The sequence below is a fragment of the Streptomyces sp. CC208A genome (genome assembly GCF_030010625.1).
GTDB lineage: Bacteria > Actinomycetota > Actinomycetes > Streptomycetales > Streptomycetaceae > Streptomyces.
In genome coordinates this window covers 32,070-46,400 of sequence record NZ_JASCXN010000011.1, presented here as the reverse complement: position 1 = coordinate 46,400, position 14,331 = coordinate 32,070, and the positions used below count along the sequence as shown (strand labels likewise).

15 protein-coding genes, 3 tRNA genes and 2 pseudogenes are annotated in these 14,331 nt (G+C 72.8%); 9 read left to right on the top strand and 11 right to left on the bottom strand.

Features of this window, described 5'->3' with window-relative positions; translation table 11 throughout:
- Nucleotides 1–10: 10 nt before the first annotated feature.
- Nucleotides 11–1,030 (top strand): adenosine deaminase, encoded by a 1,020-nt coding sequence (locus QK442_RS14480; RefSeq protein WP_282694341.1) that lies wholly within the window; start codon nucleotides 11–13, stop codon nucleotides 1,028–1,030.
- On the opposite strand, the pseudogene QK442_RS14475 reads toward QK442_RS14480, so the two are convergent.
- Nucleotides 1,026–1,619: pseudogene (locus QK442_RS14475) on the bottom strand (helix-turn-helix domain-containing protein); the annotation flags it as partial. The gene QK442_RS14480 and the pseudogene QK442_RS14475 overlap by 5 nt on opposite strands.
- Before the next feature lie 84 nt (nucleotides 1,620–1,703).
- Here QK442_RS14475 and QK442_RS14470 point away from each other — a divergent pair.
- Entirely contained in the window at nucleotides 1,704–2,336 is a 633-nt protein-coding gene (locus QK442_RS14470) for an SDR family oxidoreductase (protein WP_282694340.1), read from the top strand.
- 13 nt (nucleotides 2,337–2,349) lie between these two features.
- On the opposite strand, the gene QK442_RS14465 is transcribed toward QK442_RS14470, so the two are convergent.
- The 6 genes from QK442_RS14465 to QK442_RS14440 all read right to left on the bottom strand — a co-directional run bounded on the left by QK442_RS14465 (nucleotide 2,350) and on the right by QK442_RS14440 (nucleotide 4,898).
- Nucleotides 2,350–3,426: a UDP-N-acetylmuramate dehydrogenase gene (locus QK442_RS14465; RefSeq protein WP_349239653.1), complete on the bottom strand. Its 1,077-nt coding sequence runs from the start codon at nucleotides 3,424–3,426 to the stop codon at nucleotides 2,350–2,352.
- A gap of 39 nt (nucleotides 3,427–3,465) precedes the next feature.
- Nucleotides 3,466–3,894, bottom strand: coding sequence for a MaoC family dehydratase (locus tag QK442_RS14460; RefSeq protein WP_282694339.1), 429 nt, complete (start codon nucleotides 3,892–3,894; stop codon nucleotides 3,466–3,468).
- A 2-nt stretch (nucleotides 3,895–3,896) separates the two neighbouring features.
- Nucleotides 3,897–4,349, bottom strand: coding sequence for a MaoC family dehydratase N-terminal domain-containing protein (locus tag QK442_RS14455; RefSeq protein ID WP_282694338.1), 453 nt, complete (start codon nucleotides 4,347–4,349; stop codon nucleotides 3,897–3,899).
- Nucleotides 4,350–4,453: 104 nt separating this feature from the next.
- Nucleotides 4,454–4,618 carry a 50S ribosomal protein L33 gene (rpmG, locus tag QK442_RS14450; protein WP_003956487.1) on the bottom strand — a complete coding sequence of 55 codons (165 nt, stop codon included), beginning with the start codon at nucleotides 4,616–4,618 and terminating at the stop codon, nucleotides 4,454–4,456.
- Between the two features lie 89 nt (nucleotides 4,619–4,707).
- Nucleotides 4,708–4,780: transfer RNA gene (locus QK442_RS14445), tRNA-Met, on the bottom strand.
- A 45-nt stretch (nucleotides 4,781–4,825) separates the two neighbouring features.
- Nucleotides 4,826–4,898, bottom strand: a tRNA-Thr gene (locus QK442_RS14440).
- Nucleotides 4,899–5,128: 230 nt separating this feature from the next.
- On the opposite strand from QK442_RS14440, the gene QK442_RS14435 reads away from it, so the two are divergent.
- Together QK442_RS14435 and QK442_RS14430 are read left to right on the top strand one after the other, a co-directional pair.
- Nucleotides 5,129–6,403 (top strand): amidohydrolase family protein, encoded by a 1,275-nt coding sequence (locus QK442_RS14435; protein ID WP_282694337.1) that lies wholly within the window; start codon nucleotides 5,129–5,131, stop codon nucleotides 6,401–6,403.
- A gap of 16 nt (nucleotides 6,404–6,419) precedes the next feature.
- On the top strand, nucleotides 6,420–7,076 hold the full coding sequence (locus QK442_RS14430; RefSeq protein WP_282694336.1) for an SDR family oxidoreductase: 657 nt from the start codon (nucleotides 6,420–6,422) through the stop codon (nucleotides 7,074–7,076).
- Nucleotides 7,077–7,153: 77 nt separating this feature from the next.
- On the opposite strand, the gene QK442_RS14425 is transcribed toward QK442_RS14430, so the two are convergent.
- Nucleotides 7,154–7,235: transfer RNA gene (locus QK442_RS14425), tRNA-Tyr, on the bottom strand.
- Between the two features lie 195 nt (nucleotides 7,236–7,430).
- On the opposite strand from QK442_RS14425, the gene QK442_RS14420 reads away from it, so the two are divergent.
- The 5 genes and pseudogenes from QK442_RS14420 to QK442_RS14400 all read left to right on the top strand — a co-directional run bounded on the left by QK442_RS14420 (nucleotide 7,431) and on the right by QK442_RS14400 (nucleotide 12,385).
- Nucleotides 7,431–7,922: a YajQ family cyclic di-GMP-binding protein gene (locus QK442_RS14420; RefSeq protein WP_282694335.1), complete on the top strand. Its 492-nt coding sequence runs from the start codon at nucleotides 7,431–7,433 to the stop codon at nucleotides 7,920–7,922.
- Between the two features lie 385 nt (nucleotides 7,923–8,307).
- Entirely contained in the window at nucleotides 8,308–8,814 is a 507-nt protein-coding gene (locus QK442_RS14415) for a methylated-DNA--[protein]-cysteine S-methyltransferase (protein ID WP_282694334.1), read from the top strand.
- A gap of 302 nt (nucleotides 8,815–9,116) precedes the next feature.
- Complete coding sequence (locus QK442_RS14410) at nucleotides 9,117–10,823, top strand: hypothetical protein (protein WP_282694333.1); 1,707 nt, start codon at nucleotides 9,117–9,119, stop codon at nucleotides 10,821–10,823.
- A gap of 6 nt (nucleotides 10,824–10,829) precedes the next feature.
- Nucleotides 10,830–11,150 (top strand): annotated as a pseudogene (locus QK442_RS14405) (alpha-ketoglutarate-dependent dioxygenase AlkB); the annotation flags it as partial.
- Nucleotides 11,147–12,385 (top strand): amino acid permease, encoded by a 1,239-nt coding sequence (locus QK442_RS14400; RefSeq protein WP_282694332.1) that lies wholly within the window; start codon nucleotides 11,147–11,149, stop codon nucleotides 12,383–12,385. The pseudogene QK442_RS14405 and the gene QK442_RS14400, both read left to right, overlap by 4 nt.
- A 34-nt stretch (nucleotides 12,386–12,419) precedes the next feature.
- On the opposite strand, the gene QK442_RS14395 is transcribed toward QK442_RS14400, so the two are convergent.
- The 3 genes from QK442_RS14395 to mscL form a co-directional block, all read right to left on the bottom strand.
- On the bottom strand, nucleotides 12,420–12,818 hold the full coding sequence (locus QK442_RS14395; RefSeq protein WP_282694331.1) for a YccF domain-containing protein: 399 nt from the start codon (nucleotides 12,816–12,818) through the stop codon (nucleotides 12,420–12,422).
- Nucleotides 12,815–13,678, bottom strand: coding sequence for a zinc metalloprotease HtpX (htpX, locus tag QK442_RS14390; RefSeq protein WP_282694330.1), 864 nt, complete (start codon nucleotides 13,676–13,678; stop codon nucleotides 12,815–12,817). Before htpX ends, QK442_RS14395 begins: the two co-directional genes overlap by 4 nt.
- A gap of 143 nt (nucleotides 13,679–13,821) precedes the next feature.
- Nucleotides 13,822–14,298: a large conductance mechanosensitive channel protein MscL gene (mscL, locus tag QK442_RS14385; RefSeq protein WP_282694329.1), complete on the bottom strand. Its 477-nt coding sequence runs from the start codon at nucleotides 14,296–14,298 to the stop codon at nucleotides 13,822–13,824.
- Between the last annotated feature and the right edge of the window lie 33 nt (nucleotides 14,299–14,331).

The following is a 14,331-nucleotide window of genomic DNA, read 5'->3' as shown; positions in this document are numbered from 1 at the left end:
GGATCGGCCAATGGAGCACCCCCGCGATCTCACCCTGCTGCCCAAGGCCCACCTGCACCTGCACTTCACCGGTTCGATGCGGCCGTCGACCCTCCTCGAACTGGCCGACAAGTACGGGGTGCACCTGCCGGAGGCCCTGAAGAGCGGTACGCCTCCGCAGCTGCGGGCGACCGACGAGCGCGGCTGGTTCCGCTTCCAGCGCCTGTACGACATCGCCCGCTCCTGCCTGCGCGCCCCGGAGGACATCCAGCGCCTGGTGCGGGAGGCGGCGCAGGAGGACGTGCGGGACGGGTCCGGCTGGCTGGAGATCCAGGTGGACCCGACCTCGTACGCGCCGCACCTGGGCGGTCTGATCCCGGCCCTGGAGATCATCCTGGACGCGGTCGACGCGGCCTCCCGGGAGACCGGCCTGGGGATGCGGGTCCTGGTGGCGGCGAACCGCATGAAGCACCCGCTGGAGGCGCGCACCCTGGCCCGGCTCGCGGTGCGGTACGCGGACCGGGGCGTGGTGGGCTTCGGGCTCTCCAACGACGAGCGCCGGGGCATGGCCCGCGACTTCGACCGGGCCTTCGCGATCGCCCGCGAGGGCGGTCTCCTGGCGGCCCCGCACGGCGGCGAGCTGACCGGCCCCTCGTCGGTCCGGGACTGCCTGGACGACCTGCGGGCGGCCCGCGTCGGGCACGGCGTACGGGCGGCCGAGGACGAGCGGCTGCTGCGGAAGCTCGCGGAGCGGGGCGTGACCTGCGAGGTCTGCCCGGCGTCCAACGTGGCCCTGGGCGTCTACGAGAAGCACGAGGACGTGCCACTGCGGACGCTCTTCGAGGCGGGCGTCCCGATGGCGCTCGGCGCCGACGACCCGCTCCTCTTCGGCTCCCGTCTGGCCGCCCAGTACGAGCTCGCCCGCCGCCACCACGGCTTCACCGACGAGGAGCTGGCGGAGCTGGCCCGCCAGTCGGTCCGGGGCTCGGCGGCCCCGGAGGGCGTACGCAAGGAGCTCCTGGCGGGGATCGACGACTGGCTGGCCGGCTGAGTCCCCGCATCAGGGTGTGGGCGAGGGCCCGGGCGAAGACGTCGAGCGGCTGGGGCGGCTCGCCCTCCGGGGTCGCCTCGTAGGCGAACGCCCGCTGCACACAGGCGCCGAGGAGCAGGGCGGCGGCGGCCTGCGGGTCGGCGTCGGGGGCGACGCGGCCCTGCCGCTGTTCGGCCCGCAGGTAGGCGGCGAGTCCCTCGATCGGCTTGTGCGGGCCCGCGCCGAGCTCCCGCATGGCGGCGTCGTGGCGGGCCTTGAGCCGGGGCTCCGCGTAGAGCGAGGCGGCGATGGGGAAGGTCTGCCCGTAGAAGAGGGCGGCCTGCCGGGCGACCTCGGTGAGGTTCTCCTCGACCGTGCGCCCGCCCGGGTCGACGGCGAGCGCCTCCAGGAGGCCGCCGAGCCCCGGCAGCCGTTCCGTGAGGACGGTGAGGAACAGCTGCTCCTTGCTGGTGAAGTGCTTGTAGAGCGCGGCCTCCGAGCACCCCGCCGCCCTGGCGATCTCCTTGGTGGTGGTGCGGGCGAGTCCCACGGTGCCCATGAGGTCGCGCGCGGCGTCGACGATCCGGACCCGCGTCGGCTTCTGCTCCATGCATCCTCCACTCACGCTTGACGCGTAGGTGAGTATCCACCCACCCTGGGGTGAGTGAGTATTCACCCACCTAGGAGGCCGGACATGAAGCTCACCGTCTTCGGTGCGACCGGCGGCGTCGGCCGGGAGGTCGTCCGCCAGGCGCTGGACGCGGGTCACGAGGTGACGGCGGTCGTACGGGATCCCGCGCGGTTCGCCGTGACCGGCGAGCGCCTGGAGGTCTTCCGCGCCGATCTGACCGACGCCGGGGCCCTGCGCGGCGCGGTGGCGGGCCGGGACGCGGTCCTGTCGGGCCTGGGGGCCCGCAGCCGCGCGGACGCGGGCGTCGCGAGTCGGCTGACCCGCTCGGTGCTCACGGCGATGGAGGCCGAGGAGGTCCGGCGGCTCCTGGTGGTCAGCGCGGCCCCGGTGGGACCGGCCGCGGAGGGCGACGGCCTGCTCGACAAGGCCGTCCTGGCGGTGGTCGGCAGCGTCCTGAAGGACGTCTACGCCGATCTGCGGGTGATGGAGTCCGAACTGGCCGCGAGCGGCACCGACTGGACCTCGGTCCGGCCGCCGAAGCTGACGGACCGGCCGGTCACCGGCCGGTACCGCACGGTCGTCGGCGGCAACCCGCCCAGGGGCCGCACCCTGGCCCGCGCGGACGTGGCCCACGCGATGCTCGCGATGATCGACGACCGGAGGACGGTCCGGCAGGGCGTCGGGGTCGCCTACTGAGGCGGTGGGGCCGTCAGAGGCTGACGCCGACCGTCACCGGCTCGTTGACGAGGGTGATCCCGAAGGCGTCCCGGACACCGGCGACGACCTCGCGGGCGAGGGCCAGGAGGTCCTCGGTGGTGGCCTCGCCGCGGTTGGTGAGGGCGAGGGTGTGCTTGGTGGAGATCCGGGCGGGCCCGGTGCCGTACCCCTTGGTGAAGCCGGCCTTGTCGATGAGCCAGGCGGCGGAGGTCTTGGTGCGGCCCTCGCCCGCCGGGTAGGCGGGCGGCGTCACGTCGGGGCCGAGCCGGTCGGCCACGCGCGTGAGGAAGGTCTCGTACTCCTCCGCCGTGAGGATCGGGTTGGTGAAGAAGGACCCGGCCGACCAGGTGTCGTGGTCCTCGGGGTCGAGGACCATGCCCTTGCCCGCGCGGAGCTTCAGGACGGTCTCACGCGCGCGTGCGAGCGGCACGCGGTCACCGGCCCCGACGCCGAGGGCGCGGGCGGTCTCCGGGTACGCGATCGGCGCGGACATCCCGTCGGCGTCCTCCAGCTCGAAGCGGACCCGCAGCACGACGTACCGGTCGGGCCGGTCCTTGAAGAGGCTGTGCCGGTACGAGAAGGCGCACTCGGCGTTCGTGAGGGTGACCGTCCCCTCGGCCCGGCGGTCGTACGCGACGACCTCGGTGACGGTGGCGGAGACGTCCTGCCCGTACGCGCCGACGTTCTGGATCGGGGTGGCGCCCGCGGAGCCGGGGATGCCGGCCAGGCACTCGATCCCGGCGAGCCCGGCCTCGACGGTCCGGGCGACGGCGTCCGTCCAGACCTCGCCGGCGGCGAGCTCCAGGCGGGTGCCGTCGAGGGAGAAGCCGGTGGTGGCGATGTGCAGGGCGGTGCCCTCGAAGCCCTTGTCGCCGATGACCAGGTTGGAGCCGCCGCCGATGACCAGCAGCGGGGTCCCGGAGTCGTCGGCCTCGCGGACCGCGGCGATCACCTCGTCGTCGGTGGTGGCCGTGACGAGCCGGGTGGCGGGGCCGCCGAGCCGGAAGGTGGTCAGGGGGGCGAGGGGGGCGTCCTTGAGCTGCTGCACGGGCTCAAGAATACGTTTCACGCGTGAAACCTACGTTCCACGCGTGAAACGTAGAAGCCGTCAGGCGAGCCGCACGACCGCCCGGCTCATGCCCAGGACCTTCTGGCCCGCGCTGGTGGCGGTGAGGTCGACCCGTACCCGCTGGTCGTCCAGCTTCGCGGCCACCTTCGCGGAGACCTCGATCACGGCGCCGACGCCGTCGTTCGGGACGACGACGGGCTTGGTGAAGCGGACGCCGTACTCGACGACGGCGGCCGGGTCGCCGGCCCAGTCGGTCACGACGCGGATCGCCTCGGCCATGGTGAACATGCCGTGGGCGATGACGTCCGGGAGCCCGACCTCCTTGGCGAACTTCTCGTTCCAGTGGATCGGGTTGAAGTCCCCGGAGGCGCCCGCGTACCGGACGAGGGTGTCGCGGGTCACGGGGAAGGTCTGCGCGGGCAGCTCGGTGCCGACCTCGACCTCGTCGTAGGCGATCTTCGCGGTCATGGTCAGGCCTCCTCGGGGGCGCGGGAGACGAGCTTGGTCCAGGCGGTGACGACGTGCTCGCCGGTCTCGTCGTGGACCTCGCCGCGGATGTCCACGATGTCGTTGCCGGCCCGCGACTTGATCCCCTCGATGGTGGAGGTGACCGAGAGGCGGTCGCCGGCGCGCACCGGGCGGGTGTAGGCGAACTTCTGGTCGCCGTGGACGACGCGGCTGTAGTCGAGACCGAGCTGGGGGTCCTCGACGACCTGGGCGGCGGCCTTGAAGGTGATGGCGAACACGAAGGTCGGCGGGGCGATCACATCGGGGTGGCCGAGTTCCTTGGCCGCCTCGGGGTCGGTGTACGCGGGGTTCGCGTCACCGATCGCCTCGGCGAATTCGCGGATCTTCTCGCGGCCGACCTCGTAGGGCGCGGTGGGCGGATAGGTCCGGCCCACGAAGGACTGGTCGAGCGCCATGGACTCGATACCTCCTGCTGGATCTGTTGCCGATGTTGCTTACCGGTGCCGGTAAACGCCACGAGGCCGCCCCCTGGTGGGGGCGGCCTCGTGAACGAGCCTGGTTATCGCGTCTCGCGGTGCGCGGTGTGCGAGTTGCAGCGGGGGCAGTGCTTCTTCATCTCAAGACGGTCCGGGTTGTTGCGCCGGTTCTTCTTGGTGATGTAGTTCCGCTCCTTGCACTCCACGCAGGCCAGCGTGATCTTCGGGCGGACGTCGGTGGCAGCCACGTGAGTGCTCCTTGGACGGACGGGTGGATGGATGAACGCATGAAAGAGTAGCCGATCGCAGGACCGACCCCACAATCGGCTACCGTGTGTAGCGGTGACCGGACTTGAACCGGTGACACAGCGATTATGAGCCGCTTGCTCTACCGACTGAGCTACACCGCTTTGATGATGGATCCTCCCGCCCGAAGGCGGGATTCCCCTCACCAGAGCCCCAATACGGAATCGAACCGTAGACCTTCTCCTTACCATGGAGACGCTCTGCCGACTGAGCTATTGGGGCGAGCGAGGAAGACATTACACGGTCTCCCGCCCATCACCCAAATCCGTTTCCCCGACCCTCCCCGACAAGCCCCCTGGCCACGCCCCCTACGCCACTCGTGGACTCATCGGTACGACTATTGCGCTCCTCCTCGAAGGCGGCCGCGCACGCCCCTAGGCTCTCCCCACGCTGCGTGAACTCGATCTTGGTGAGCCGGTCGGCGCGCCAGCCGCGAGCCAGGAGGAGCCCCGATGTCAGCCGAGAGCAAGCAGCCCCGCCGGCCCTCCGAGGACGGCGACGGCGGCGGCGGGAGCGGGGCGGCGACCGAGGAGCCCGGCTCGCTCCTGCTGTCGAACGCGCGGCTGGCCGACGGGCGGACCGTGGACGTGCGGCTCGTCCGGGGGCGGATCGAGGCCGTCGGCACCGCGGGGAGCCTCAGCACGGTCGGCGCCCGGGTGGACCTGGCCGGCTATCTGCTGCTCCCGGCCCCGGCCGAGCCGCACGCCCACGCCGACACCGCGCTCTCCGCGGAGGGCCCGGGCCCGGTCTCGCACGCCCCCGAGGAGGTGCAGCGGCGGGCCACCGAGGCGGCGCTGCTCCAGCTCGGGCACGGGGCCACCGCGGTGCGGGCCCACGTCCGGATCGGCGACGTGCACGGCCTCGGGCCCCTGGAGGCCGTCCTGCAGACCCGGCGCTCGCTGCGCGGTCTGGCGGACCTCACGGCGGTGGCGGTGCCGCGGCTGCTGACCGGGGTGGCGGGCGCGGACGGCCTGGCGATGCTGCGGGACGCGGTGAAGATGGGCGCCGGGGTGGTGGGCGGCTGCCCGGACCTGGACCCGGACCCGACGGGGTACGTGGAGGCGGTCCTGGAGGTCGCGGCCGAGCAGGGGGTGCCGGTGGACCTGCACACGGACGGGGACGGCCCGGCGCGCCTCGCCCGCTTCGCGGCGATGGCCGGCGGGCTGCGACCCGGGGTGGCGATCGGCCCGTGCGCGGGGCTCGCCCGGCTGCCGGAGGACGTGGCGGGCCGGGCGGCGGACCGGCTCGCGGCGGCGGGCGTGACGGTGGTGTGCCTGCCGCAGGGCGGCTGCGCGGGGACGGAGCGGCGGGGCACGGCGCCGGTGCGGCTGCTGCGCTCGGCGGGGGTGCGGATCGCCGCGGGCGGCGGGGCGCTGCGGGACGCGGCGAACCCGGTGGGGCGCGGGGACCCGCTGGAGGCGGCCTTCCTGCTGGCCTCCCTGGAGGGGCTCGAACCGGCGGAGGCGTACGGGGCGGTGAGCGCGCGGGCACGGGAGGCGATGGGCCTTCCGGAGGTACGGGTGGAGGCGGGCTTCCCGGCGGAGCTGGTGGCGGTGCGGGGCGAGCGCCTGGAGGGCGTGCTGTCGCTCGCGTACAGCCGGATCGTGGTGCACCGGGGGCGGGTGGTGGCGCGGACGAGCGCGGTGCGGGAGTACTGCGACTCGGCGGCGACGCTGGACCTGCCGCGCCAGGCCCGGACGGATCCGGGAGGCCCGGCGGCCCGCTGAGCCGTACGGTCGGAGCATGCGCATCGTCATCGCTGGAGGACACGGTCGGATCGCCCTGCGCCTGGAGCGGCTGCTCTCGGCGGGCGGACACGAGGCGGTCGGGCTGATCCGCCGCCCCGAGCAGGCGGAGGACCTGCGGGCGGCGGGTGCGGAGCCCGTCGTGCTCGATCTGGAGTCGGCGTCGGTGGAGGAGGTCGCGGAGGTCCTGCGGGGCGCGGACGCGGCCGTCTTCGCGGCGGGCGCGGGCCCGGGCAGCGGGGCGGCCCGCAAGGAGACGGTGGACCGCGGGGCGGCGGTCCTCTTCGCGGACGCGGCGGAGCGGGCGGGCGTCCGGCGCTTCCTCGTCGTCTCGTCGATGGGCGCGGACGCCGACCGTCCCGGTGACGAGGTCTTCGACGCCTACCTGCGGGCGAAGGGCGCGGCGGACGACGACATCCGCTCCCGTACGGGCCTGGAGTGGACGGTCCTGCGCCCCGGCATGCTCACCGACGACGCCGGCACGGGCCTGGTCCGCCTGGAGGCCCGTACGGGCCGCGGCCCGGTCCCCCGCGACGACGTGGCGGCGGTCCTCGCCGAGCTGGTGGACACCCCGGGCGCGGCCGGCCTGACCCTGGAACTGGTCTCGGGCTCGACCCCGGTGACGGTCGCGGCGAAGGACGTGGCCGGAAACTGACCCCTTCGTGTGAGACACGAGACGGGAGACACGAAGAAGGTCCCCGGTGCGAACACCGAGGACCTTCTCATATCGCGTGGCGGCGCCAGGATTCGAACCTGGGTAGGCTAAGCCGACGGATTTACAGTCCGCTCCCATTGGCCACTCGGGCACACCGCCATGGGATCCGTCACCCGGGTTTCCCGCTTTTCGGCGGTGCTCCCTGGCAACGACGTAAACAATACCTGATCCCCGGGGGTGGTTCGCCACCGGATTGATCAGCGGTCGGTCGGCGGTCGGTCCGCGACTCGGGCGGCGGGTCACCCCCTAGGCTTTGGCCGTACCCCACAGCATCCGAGCAAGGAGCCACGAGTCATGGCCGACTCCAGTTTCGACATCGTCTCCAAGGTCGAGCGGCAGGAGGTCGACAACGCCCTCAACCAGGCCGCGAAGGAGATCTCGCAGCGCTACGACTTCAAGGGCACGAACGCCTCGATCTCCTGGTCGGGCGAGAAGATCCTGATGCAGGCGAACGGCGAGGAGCGCGTCAAGGCGATCCTCGACATCTTCCAGACCAAGCTGGTCAAGCGGGGCATCTCGCTCAAGACGCTGGACGTGGAGGGCGAGCCCCAGCTGTCCGGCAAGGAGTACAAGCTCTTCGCGTCGGTCACCGAGGGCATCTCGCAGGAGAACGCCAAGAAGGTCGCGAAGACCATCCGCGACGAGGGCCCCAAGGGCGTCAAGGCGCAGGTGCAGGGCGACGAGCTGCGGGTCAGCTCGAAGAGCCGAGACGACCTCCAGGCCGTGCAGGCGCTACTCAAGTCGAAGGACTTCGACTTCGCGATCCAGTTCGTGAACTACCGCTAGTCAAGCGCCCTGACCTGCACGAACATCGTCAGGCCGACACGGCAGGGCACAACAGGGGCACAGCGCCGCGAACGGCATCGATCGCGGCCCTCGTTGTGCCTTCCTCAACCGGCCCGGGGTGTTGGCGCGCGCCAACACCCCGGGATGTGGCTATCTCCGTGACCCTGACGACCGGCCCGCCACCAGCCCCGCCGCCAGGAGCACGCACGCGGCAGCCAGCGCCACCAGCGATCCTGACCCGTGCAAGGGCCATGCCCACTCCCCGGCGACGGCTCGGGCGGCCGGCCCCGCTTCGGGGCTCCGGACAGGAGTGCGGGTGCGTTTCCGTGAAGGTCGTGTCCGAAAGCCGCCAGCCCTGGGCCAGCGAGGCTCGCACACTGGAGGCATGGACGACATCACCGTGTACGCGTACGCCGACGGCCCTCTGGGCGGGATGCTGCTGACCGGGCGGCGCTCCGCAGGGGGCCGGGCCGTGCTGCGGTCGCTCTCGCTGCCGGGGCAGAAGGGGGCCGTGGCGGTCGGGGACGGGTGGGTACGCGACCAGGGGGCGTTCGGCGAGGCCGTGCGGCAGCTGGAGGAGTACTTCGACGGGCGGCGGGAGCGGTTCGACCTGGAGTGCGCCGGGGACACCGGGACGGAGTTCCAGCGGCGGGTCTGGGCGGCCCTGGAGGAGATCCCGTACGGGACGACCGTCAGCTACGGCGAGATCGGGCGGCGGGTCGGGGCCGGCGGGGCCGGGGTGCGGGCGGTGGGCACGGCGATCGGGCGGAATCCGCTGCTCGTGGTGCGGCCGTGCCACCGGGTGATCGGCGCGGACGGGAGCCTGCGGGGGTACGCGGCCGGGCTCGACCGGAAGCGGTCGCTGCTGGACCTGGAGGGCGCCCTCGCGTGAGCGACAGGCTGTTCCCGCGTGAGCGGGCGGAGGTCGCACCCGGGGTGGTGGCATGTGCCGGGGTGGCTGATGCCCACCGGCAGCAGGAACTGGTGGCAGCCTGCCGGGAGTTCGGGTGTGGGCAGCTGTGGAGGCATACGGAGGCACGGTGGGTCGACAACTGTTGGCGCGGTTGTGGGGAACGGCTGGCCGCTGTGTCCTTCGATCGGGTGAGCGGGTGCGGTTTCCGGGATCTCGCGCCGTGCGGCACGCATGATCGGTGACAGCTGGTGGGTTCGACGGGGCTGGGGAGGGGGTGGCCGGTGGCGCGGAAACGCGGCGGGAAGCGCGGTCTGCGGACCATCGCGGCCCCGTTCACGGTCGCCGCGCCCGCCGGAGCGCGTATCCGGGACCGGCTGCGTGTCACCCCGGGTGAGGCGGAGGTGCTCCGGCTGGTCGGTGAGCATCTGGGCCGCCTTCAGCGGACGGATCTCGCGGTGCGGCTCGGGATCGGGCGGGTGAAGAGCAAAGAGAATCGGCGGGCGGAGCGGAAGAAGAAGCTCACCGCCGTGTCGTCGTCGCGGTGGGCCGGGGCGATGACCCGCGCGTCGGAGGACCAGTACCAGCTCTCCCTGCGCTGCCTGTACGACGAGAGGACCTCTCTGCGCCGGGCCGTCCGTGCCGTCGAGGCGCGGCTCGCGGTGCCGTGCGGGCAGCGCGAAGGCAGGGTCCGCGGCTATGCGGACCCGGGTGAGCGGTGGGCCAAGCAGCGCCGCCTCGCCGTACTCAAGACCCGCCTGACCAGTGTGGAGGCCCGTATCGAGTCCGGGCGGCCGGGCATCGTGGTGGGCGGCCGACGGCTGGCCAGGGTCCGGCATAGTCTTGCCGGGGCCGGGCTCACCGAGGCGGAGTGGCGGGAATCCTGGGAGGCTGCCCGGCTGTTCCTGACCGCCGACGGCGAGTCCGGCGCACCGTTCGGCAACTACACGATCACCGTCGATCCCGCCTCCGGCGAGGTGTCGCTGGTGCTGCCCGAGCCGCTGCGGCATCTCGCCAACGCACCCCGGGGCCGGTACCGGCTCGCGTGCAAGGTCGGCTTCTCGCACCGGCGCGAGGAGTGGCTGGACCGGGTCACCGTCAACCGGGCCGTGCGCTACGACATCGTGTACGACCCGCAGCGCGGCCGCTGGTACCTCGATGCCTCCTGGGCCACCGAGACCACCGTCCTGCCCACACCGGCCGAACTCCGGGCCTCCGGCGCGCGCATGCTCGGTGTCGACCTCAACGCCGATCACCTGGCCGCCTACGTCCTCGACCCACACGGCAACCCCGTCGGCGAACCCGTCACCGTCCCCCTCGACCTCGTCGGCCCCGCCTCCCAGCGGGACGGCCGCCTGCGCGCCGCGATCACCCGGCTGATCGCCCTCGCCCGTGAGCATCACTGCGCGGGCATCGCGATCGAGAACCTCGGCTTCGACGACGCCCGCGCCACCGGCCGCGAGACCATGGGACGCGGCAAGCGCGGCAAGAAGTTCCGCCGCACCGTGGCCGGCATCCCCACCGCGAAGTTCCGGGACCGCCTTGGCGCGATGGCCTTTCACGCCGGGCTTGTGGTGATCGCGGTCGACCCGGCGTACACCAGCGTCTGGGGCGAGCGGTACTGGAAGGCCCCGCTCCAGCAGCAGAACCAGAAGAACCAGCAGGCCACGGTTACCCGCCATCACGGCGCCTCGGTGGCCATCGCACGACGCGCCCTCGGGCACCGGGCACGGCGTCGGCCAGGTGTGACCGCCCACGACCAGCGGATCGTGACGCGGAGAGCTACCGGCCAGACCGTACCCGTCCCAAGGGCACACGGGACCGCGAGCCCACCCAGGACAGTGAGCACGCCCCTATGGGGCGGCAAGACTCGACCGTGCCGAGGTGACCAGCTCACGCTGTTCCCCGACCTCGAAGACCGTTCGCGAGGTCACCAGGCCATCACCGGCCCGGTTCGCGGCAGTTCGGCCACCACCGGCCGACAACGCTAAGAACGGTTCACGCCGGACACCGCGCTGGTGAACTTCTACGGGGACGGGGCCCGGATGGGCATGCACCAGGACAAGGAGGAGCGGTCCGGGGCACCCGTGGTGTCGCTCAGTCTCGGCGACACCTGTATTTTCCGGCTGGGCAACGGCGAGAACCGGGGAAGGCCGTGGACCGACGTGGCACTGGCCTCCGGGGACCTCTTCGTGTTCGGCGGGGAGTCCCGGTGGGTGTACCACGGCGTGCCGCGGGTGTTTCCGGGGACCGCCGAGCCGTCGCTCGGGCTGACCGGGCGGCTCAACATCACCCTGCGGGAGACAGGTCGATCGTGACCGCATCACTGCGCCGGTCCCTCGGCGTCCTCGACGCCGTCGTCATCGGGCTCGGCGCCATGGTCGGCGCCGGCATCTTCGTCGCGCTCGGGCCCGCCGCCGGCGCGGCCGGGAGCTCGGCGGGGCTGCTCGTCGCGCTCGGGCTCGCCGCCGTCGTGGCGTACTGCAACGCGATGGCCTCGGCCCGGCTGGCCGCCCTCCACCCGGAGTCCGGCGGCACCTACGTGTACGGACGCGAACGGCTCGGTCCCTTCTGGGGGTACCTGGCGGGCTGGGCCTTCGTGGTGGGCAAGACGGCCTCCTGCGCGGCGATGGCGCTGACCGTCGGCGCCTATCTGTGGCCGGACCAGGCGCATGCCGTGGCGGTGGCCGCCGTGGTCGCCCTGACGGCCGTGAACTACGGGGGCGTGCAGAAGTCGGCGCTGCTCGCGCGGGTGATCGTGGCGGGGGTCCTCGCGGTGCTCGCGGCGGTGGCCACGGCCTCCTTCGCGGGCGCCCCGGACGGCCGGTTCGGGCTCGGCGGGGAGATGACGGCGGGCGGGGTCCTCCAGGCCGCCGGGCTGCTCTTCTTCGCGTTCGCGGGGTACGCGCGGATCGCCACGCTCGGCGAGGAGGTGCGCGATCCGGCCCGGACGATCCCCCGGGCCGTGCCGCTCGCGCTCGGCCTCGCGCTCGCCGTCTACGCGCTGGTCGCGGTGGGCGTCCTGCTCGCCCTCGGGCCGCGCGCCCTGGCCGGCTCCCCCGCGCCGCTCGCCGACGCCGTGCGGGCGGCGGACGCCTCCTGGCTGGTGCCGGTGGTGACGGCGGGCGCGGCGGTGGCGGCGCTCGGCTCGCTGCTCTCGCTGATCCTCGGGGTGTCCCGTACGACGCTGGCGATGGCCCGGGACGGGTACCTGCCCGGCGGCCTGGCCGCGATCCACCCGCGGTTCCGGGTGCCGCACCGGGCCGAGCTGGCGGTGGGCGCGGTGGTGGCCGTGGTGGCGGCGACGGCGGACGTGCGGGACGCGATCGGCTTCTCGTCCTTCGGCGTCCTCGTCTACTACGGGATCGCCAACGCCTCGGCGTGGACGCTGGGCCGGCGGGTCCGGTTCCTGGCGGCGCTGGGGCTCGCCGGGTGCGTGGCGCTGGCCTGCGCGCTGCCGCTGGGTTCGGTGCTGGCCGGGGCGGGGGTGCTGGCGGCCGGTGTGGTCGCGTACGCGGTGGGCCGGGGGCGCCCCGGGCATCCCCGGTCCTGAGGCCGTCGGCTCCGGTTCCCGGAAGCCCGGGTTCTCAGAAGCCCGGGCGGCCGTACGCCTGGTCCGTGGGGACGATGTCCTTGCCGAGCGGCAGCAGCGAGACGGGGATGAGCTTGAAGTTCGCGATGCCGAGCGGGATGCCGATGATCGTGACGCAGAGGGCGATGCCGGTGACGACGTGGCCGAGGGCGAGCCACCAGCCGGCGAGGACCAGCCACAGCACGTTGCCGACGCAGGAGGCGGCGCCGGCGCCGGGCTTGTCGACGACGGTGCGGCCGAAGGGCCAGAGGGCGTAGAGGCCGATGCGGAAGGCGGCGAGGCCGAAGGGGATGCCGATGATCGTGATGCAGAGGAGGAGTCCCGCGGCGAGGTAGCCGAGGAACAGCCAGAAGCCGGAGAGGACCAGCCAGATGACGTTGAGGAGGGTCTTCACGGGCGGCGTCCTGCCATCTCTTCGAGCCGGGCGATCCGCTCGGCCATGGGTGGGTGGGTCGAGAACATCCTGGACAGTCCCCGGCCCGGACGGAAGGGGTTCGCGATCATCATGTGGCTCGCGGTCTCGATCCGCGGCTCCGGCGGCAGCGGAAGCCGTTTGGTGCCCGCTTCGAGCTTGCGGAGGGCGCCCGCGAGGGCGAGCGGGTCGCCGGTGAGCTGGGCGCCGGAGGCGTCGGCCTCGTACTCCCGGGAGCGGGAGATGGCGAGCTGGATGATCGAGGCCGCCAGGGGGCCGAGGACCAGGATCAGCAGGTAGCCGAGGATGCCGGGTCCCTCGTCGTCGCTGGAGCGGCCGACGGGGATCAGCCAGGCGAAGTTGACCAGGAACATCACCACGGAGGCGAGCGCTCCGGCGACCGAGGAGATGAGGATGTCCCGGTTGTACACGTGGCTGAGCTCGTGGCCGATGACGCCGCGGAGCTCGCGCTCGTCGAGGAGGGCGAGGATGCCCTCGGTGCAGCAGACGGCCGCGTTGCGCGGGTTGCGGCCGGTCGCGAAGGCGTTGGGTGCCTGGGTCGGCGAGATGTAGAGGCGGGGCATCGGCTGGCGGGCCTGGGTGGAGAGCTCCCGCACCATCCGGTAGAGGGCGGGCGCCTCGAACTCGCTGACGGGCCGGGCGCGCATGGCCCGCAGCGCCAGCTTGTCGCTGTTCCAGTACGCGTACGCGTTGGTGCCGAGCGCCACGAGGACCGCGACGATCAGCCCCGTACGTCCGAAGAGGCTGCCGATGACGATGATGAGGGCCGAGAGCCCTCCGAGGAGTACGGCGGTCCTCAGCCCGTTGTGCCGGCGGTGCACGGTACGCCCTCCAAGTGGTGCGGCAGGGGAACCCTTTGCTTCGTGGTCCACTCCCCCAGTGGACCCTCACGTACTGGTCAACGCCAGGCGGGAGGCTGCGGTTCCCCCGGCCGCACCGGGGGCGAGGTGCGCCGTACGGGTGATCAGCGGGCGGCGGGGATCTTGTGGGCGTCCTTGTGCAGGCCCGCCTTGGCGAGGGCCTCGGCGACCGGCTCGACCTCGCTGGTGCAGTGGGCGCAGCGGGTGGCGATGGCCGGGATCTCGGTGAAGCAGCGGGGGCAGTCGCGCTTCTCGGACTTCGGGTCGGCGGCCTCCTCCTTGGCGAACTTCGCCTGGACCTTCGCCATGGGGACGACGAAGAGGAAGTAGAGGACGAGGGCCGTGATGAGGAAGGCGATGGTGGCGGAGATCGCCAGACCGTAGGGGAACTCCGTCTTGCCGATGCTGAACGTCGCCTCGCTGAAGTCGCCGACGGAGCCGGTGGCGAGGCCGATGAGGGGGGTGATGAACGCCTTGCTGAAGCCGGTGACGACGGCCGTGAACGCCGAGCCGACGGCCAGACCGATGGCCATCGAGACGACGTTCCCGCGAAGTATGAAGTCCTTGAATCCGTTCAGCACGGGGGTGCGCTCCTCAGGGGTTCACGTGTGTGG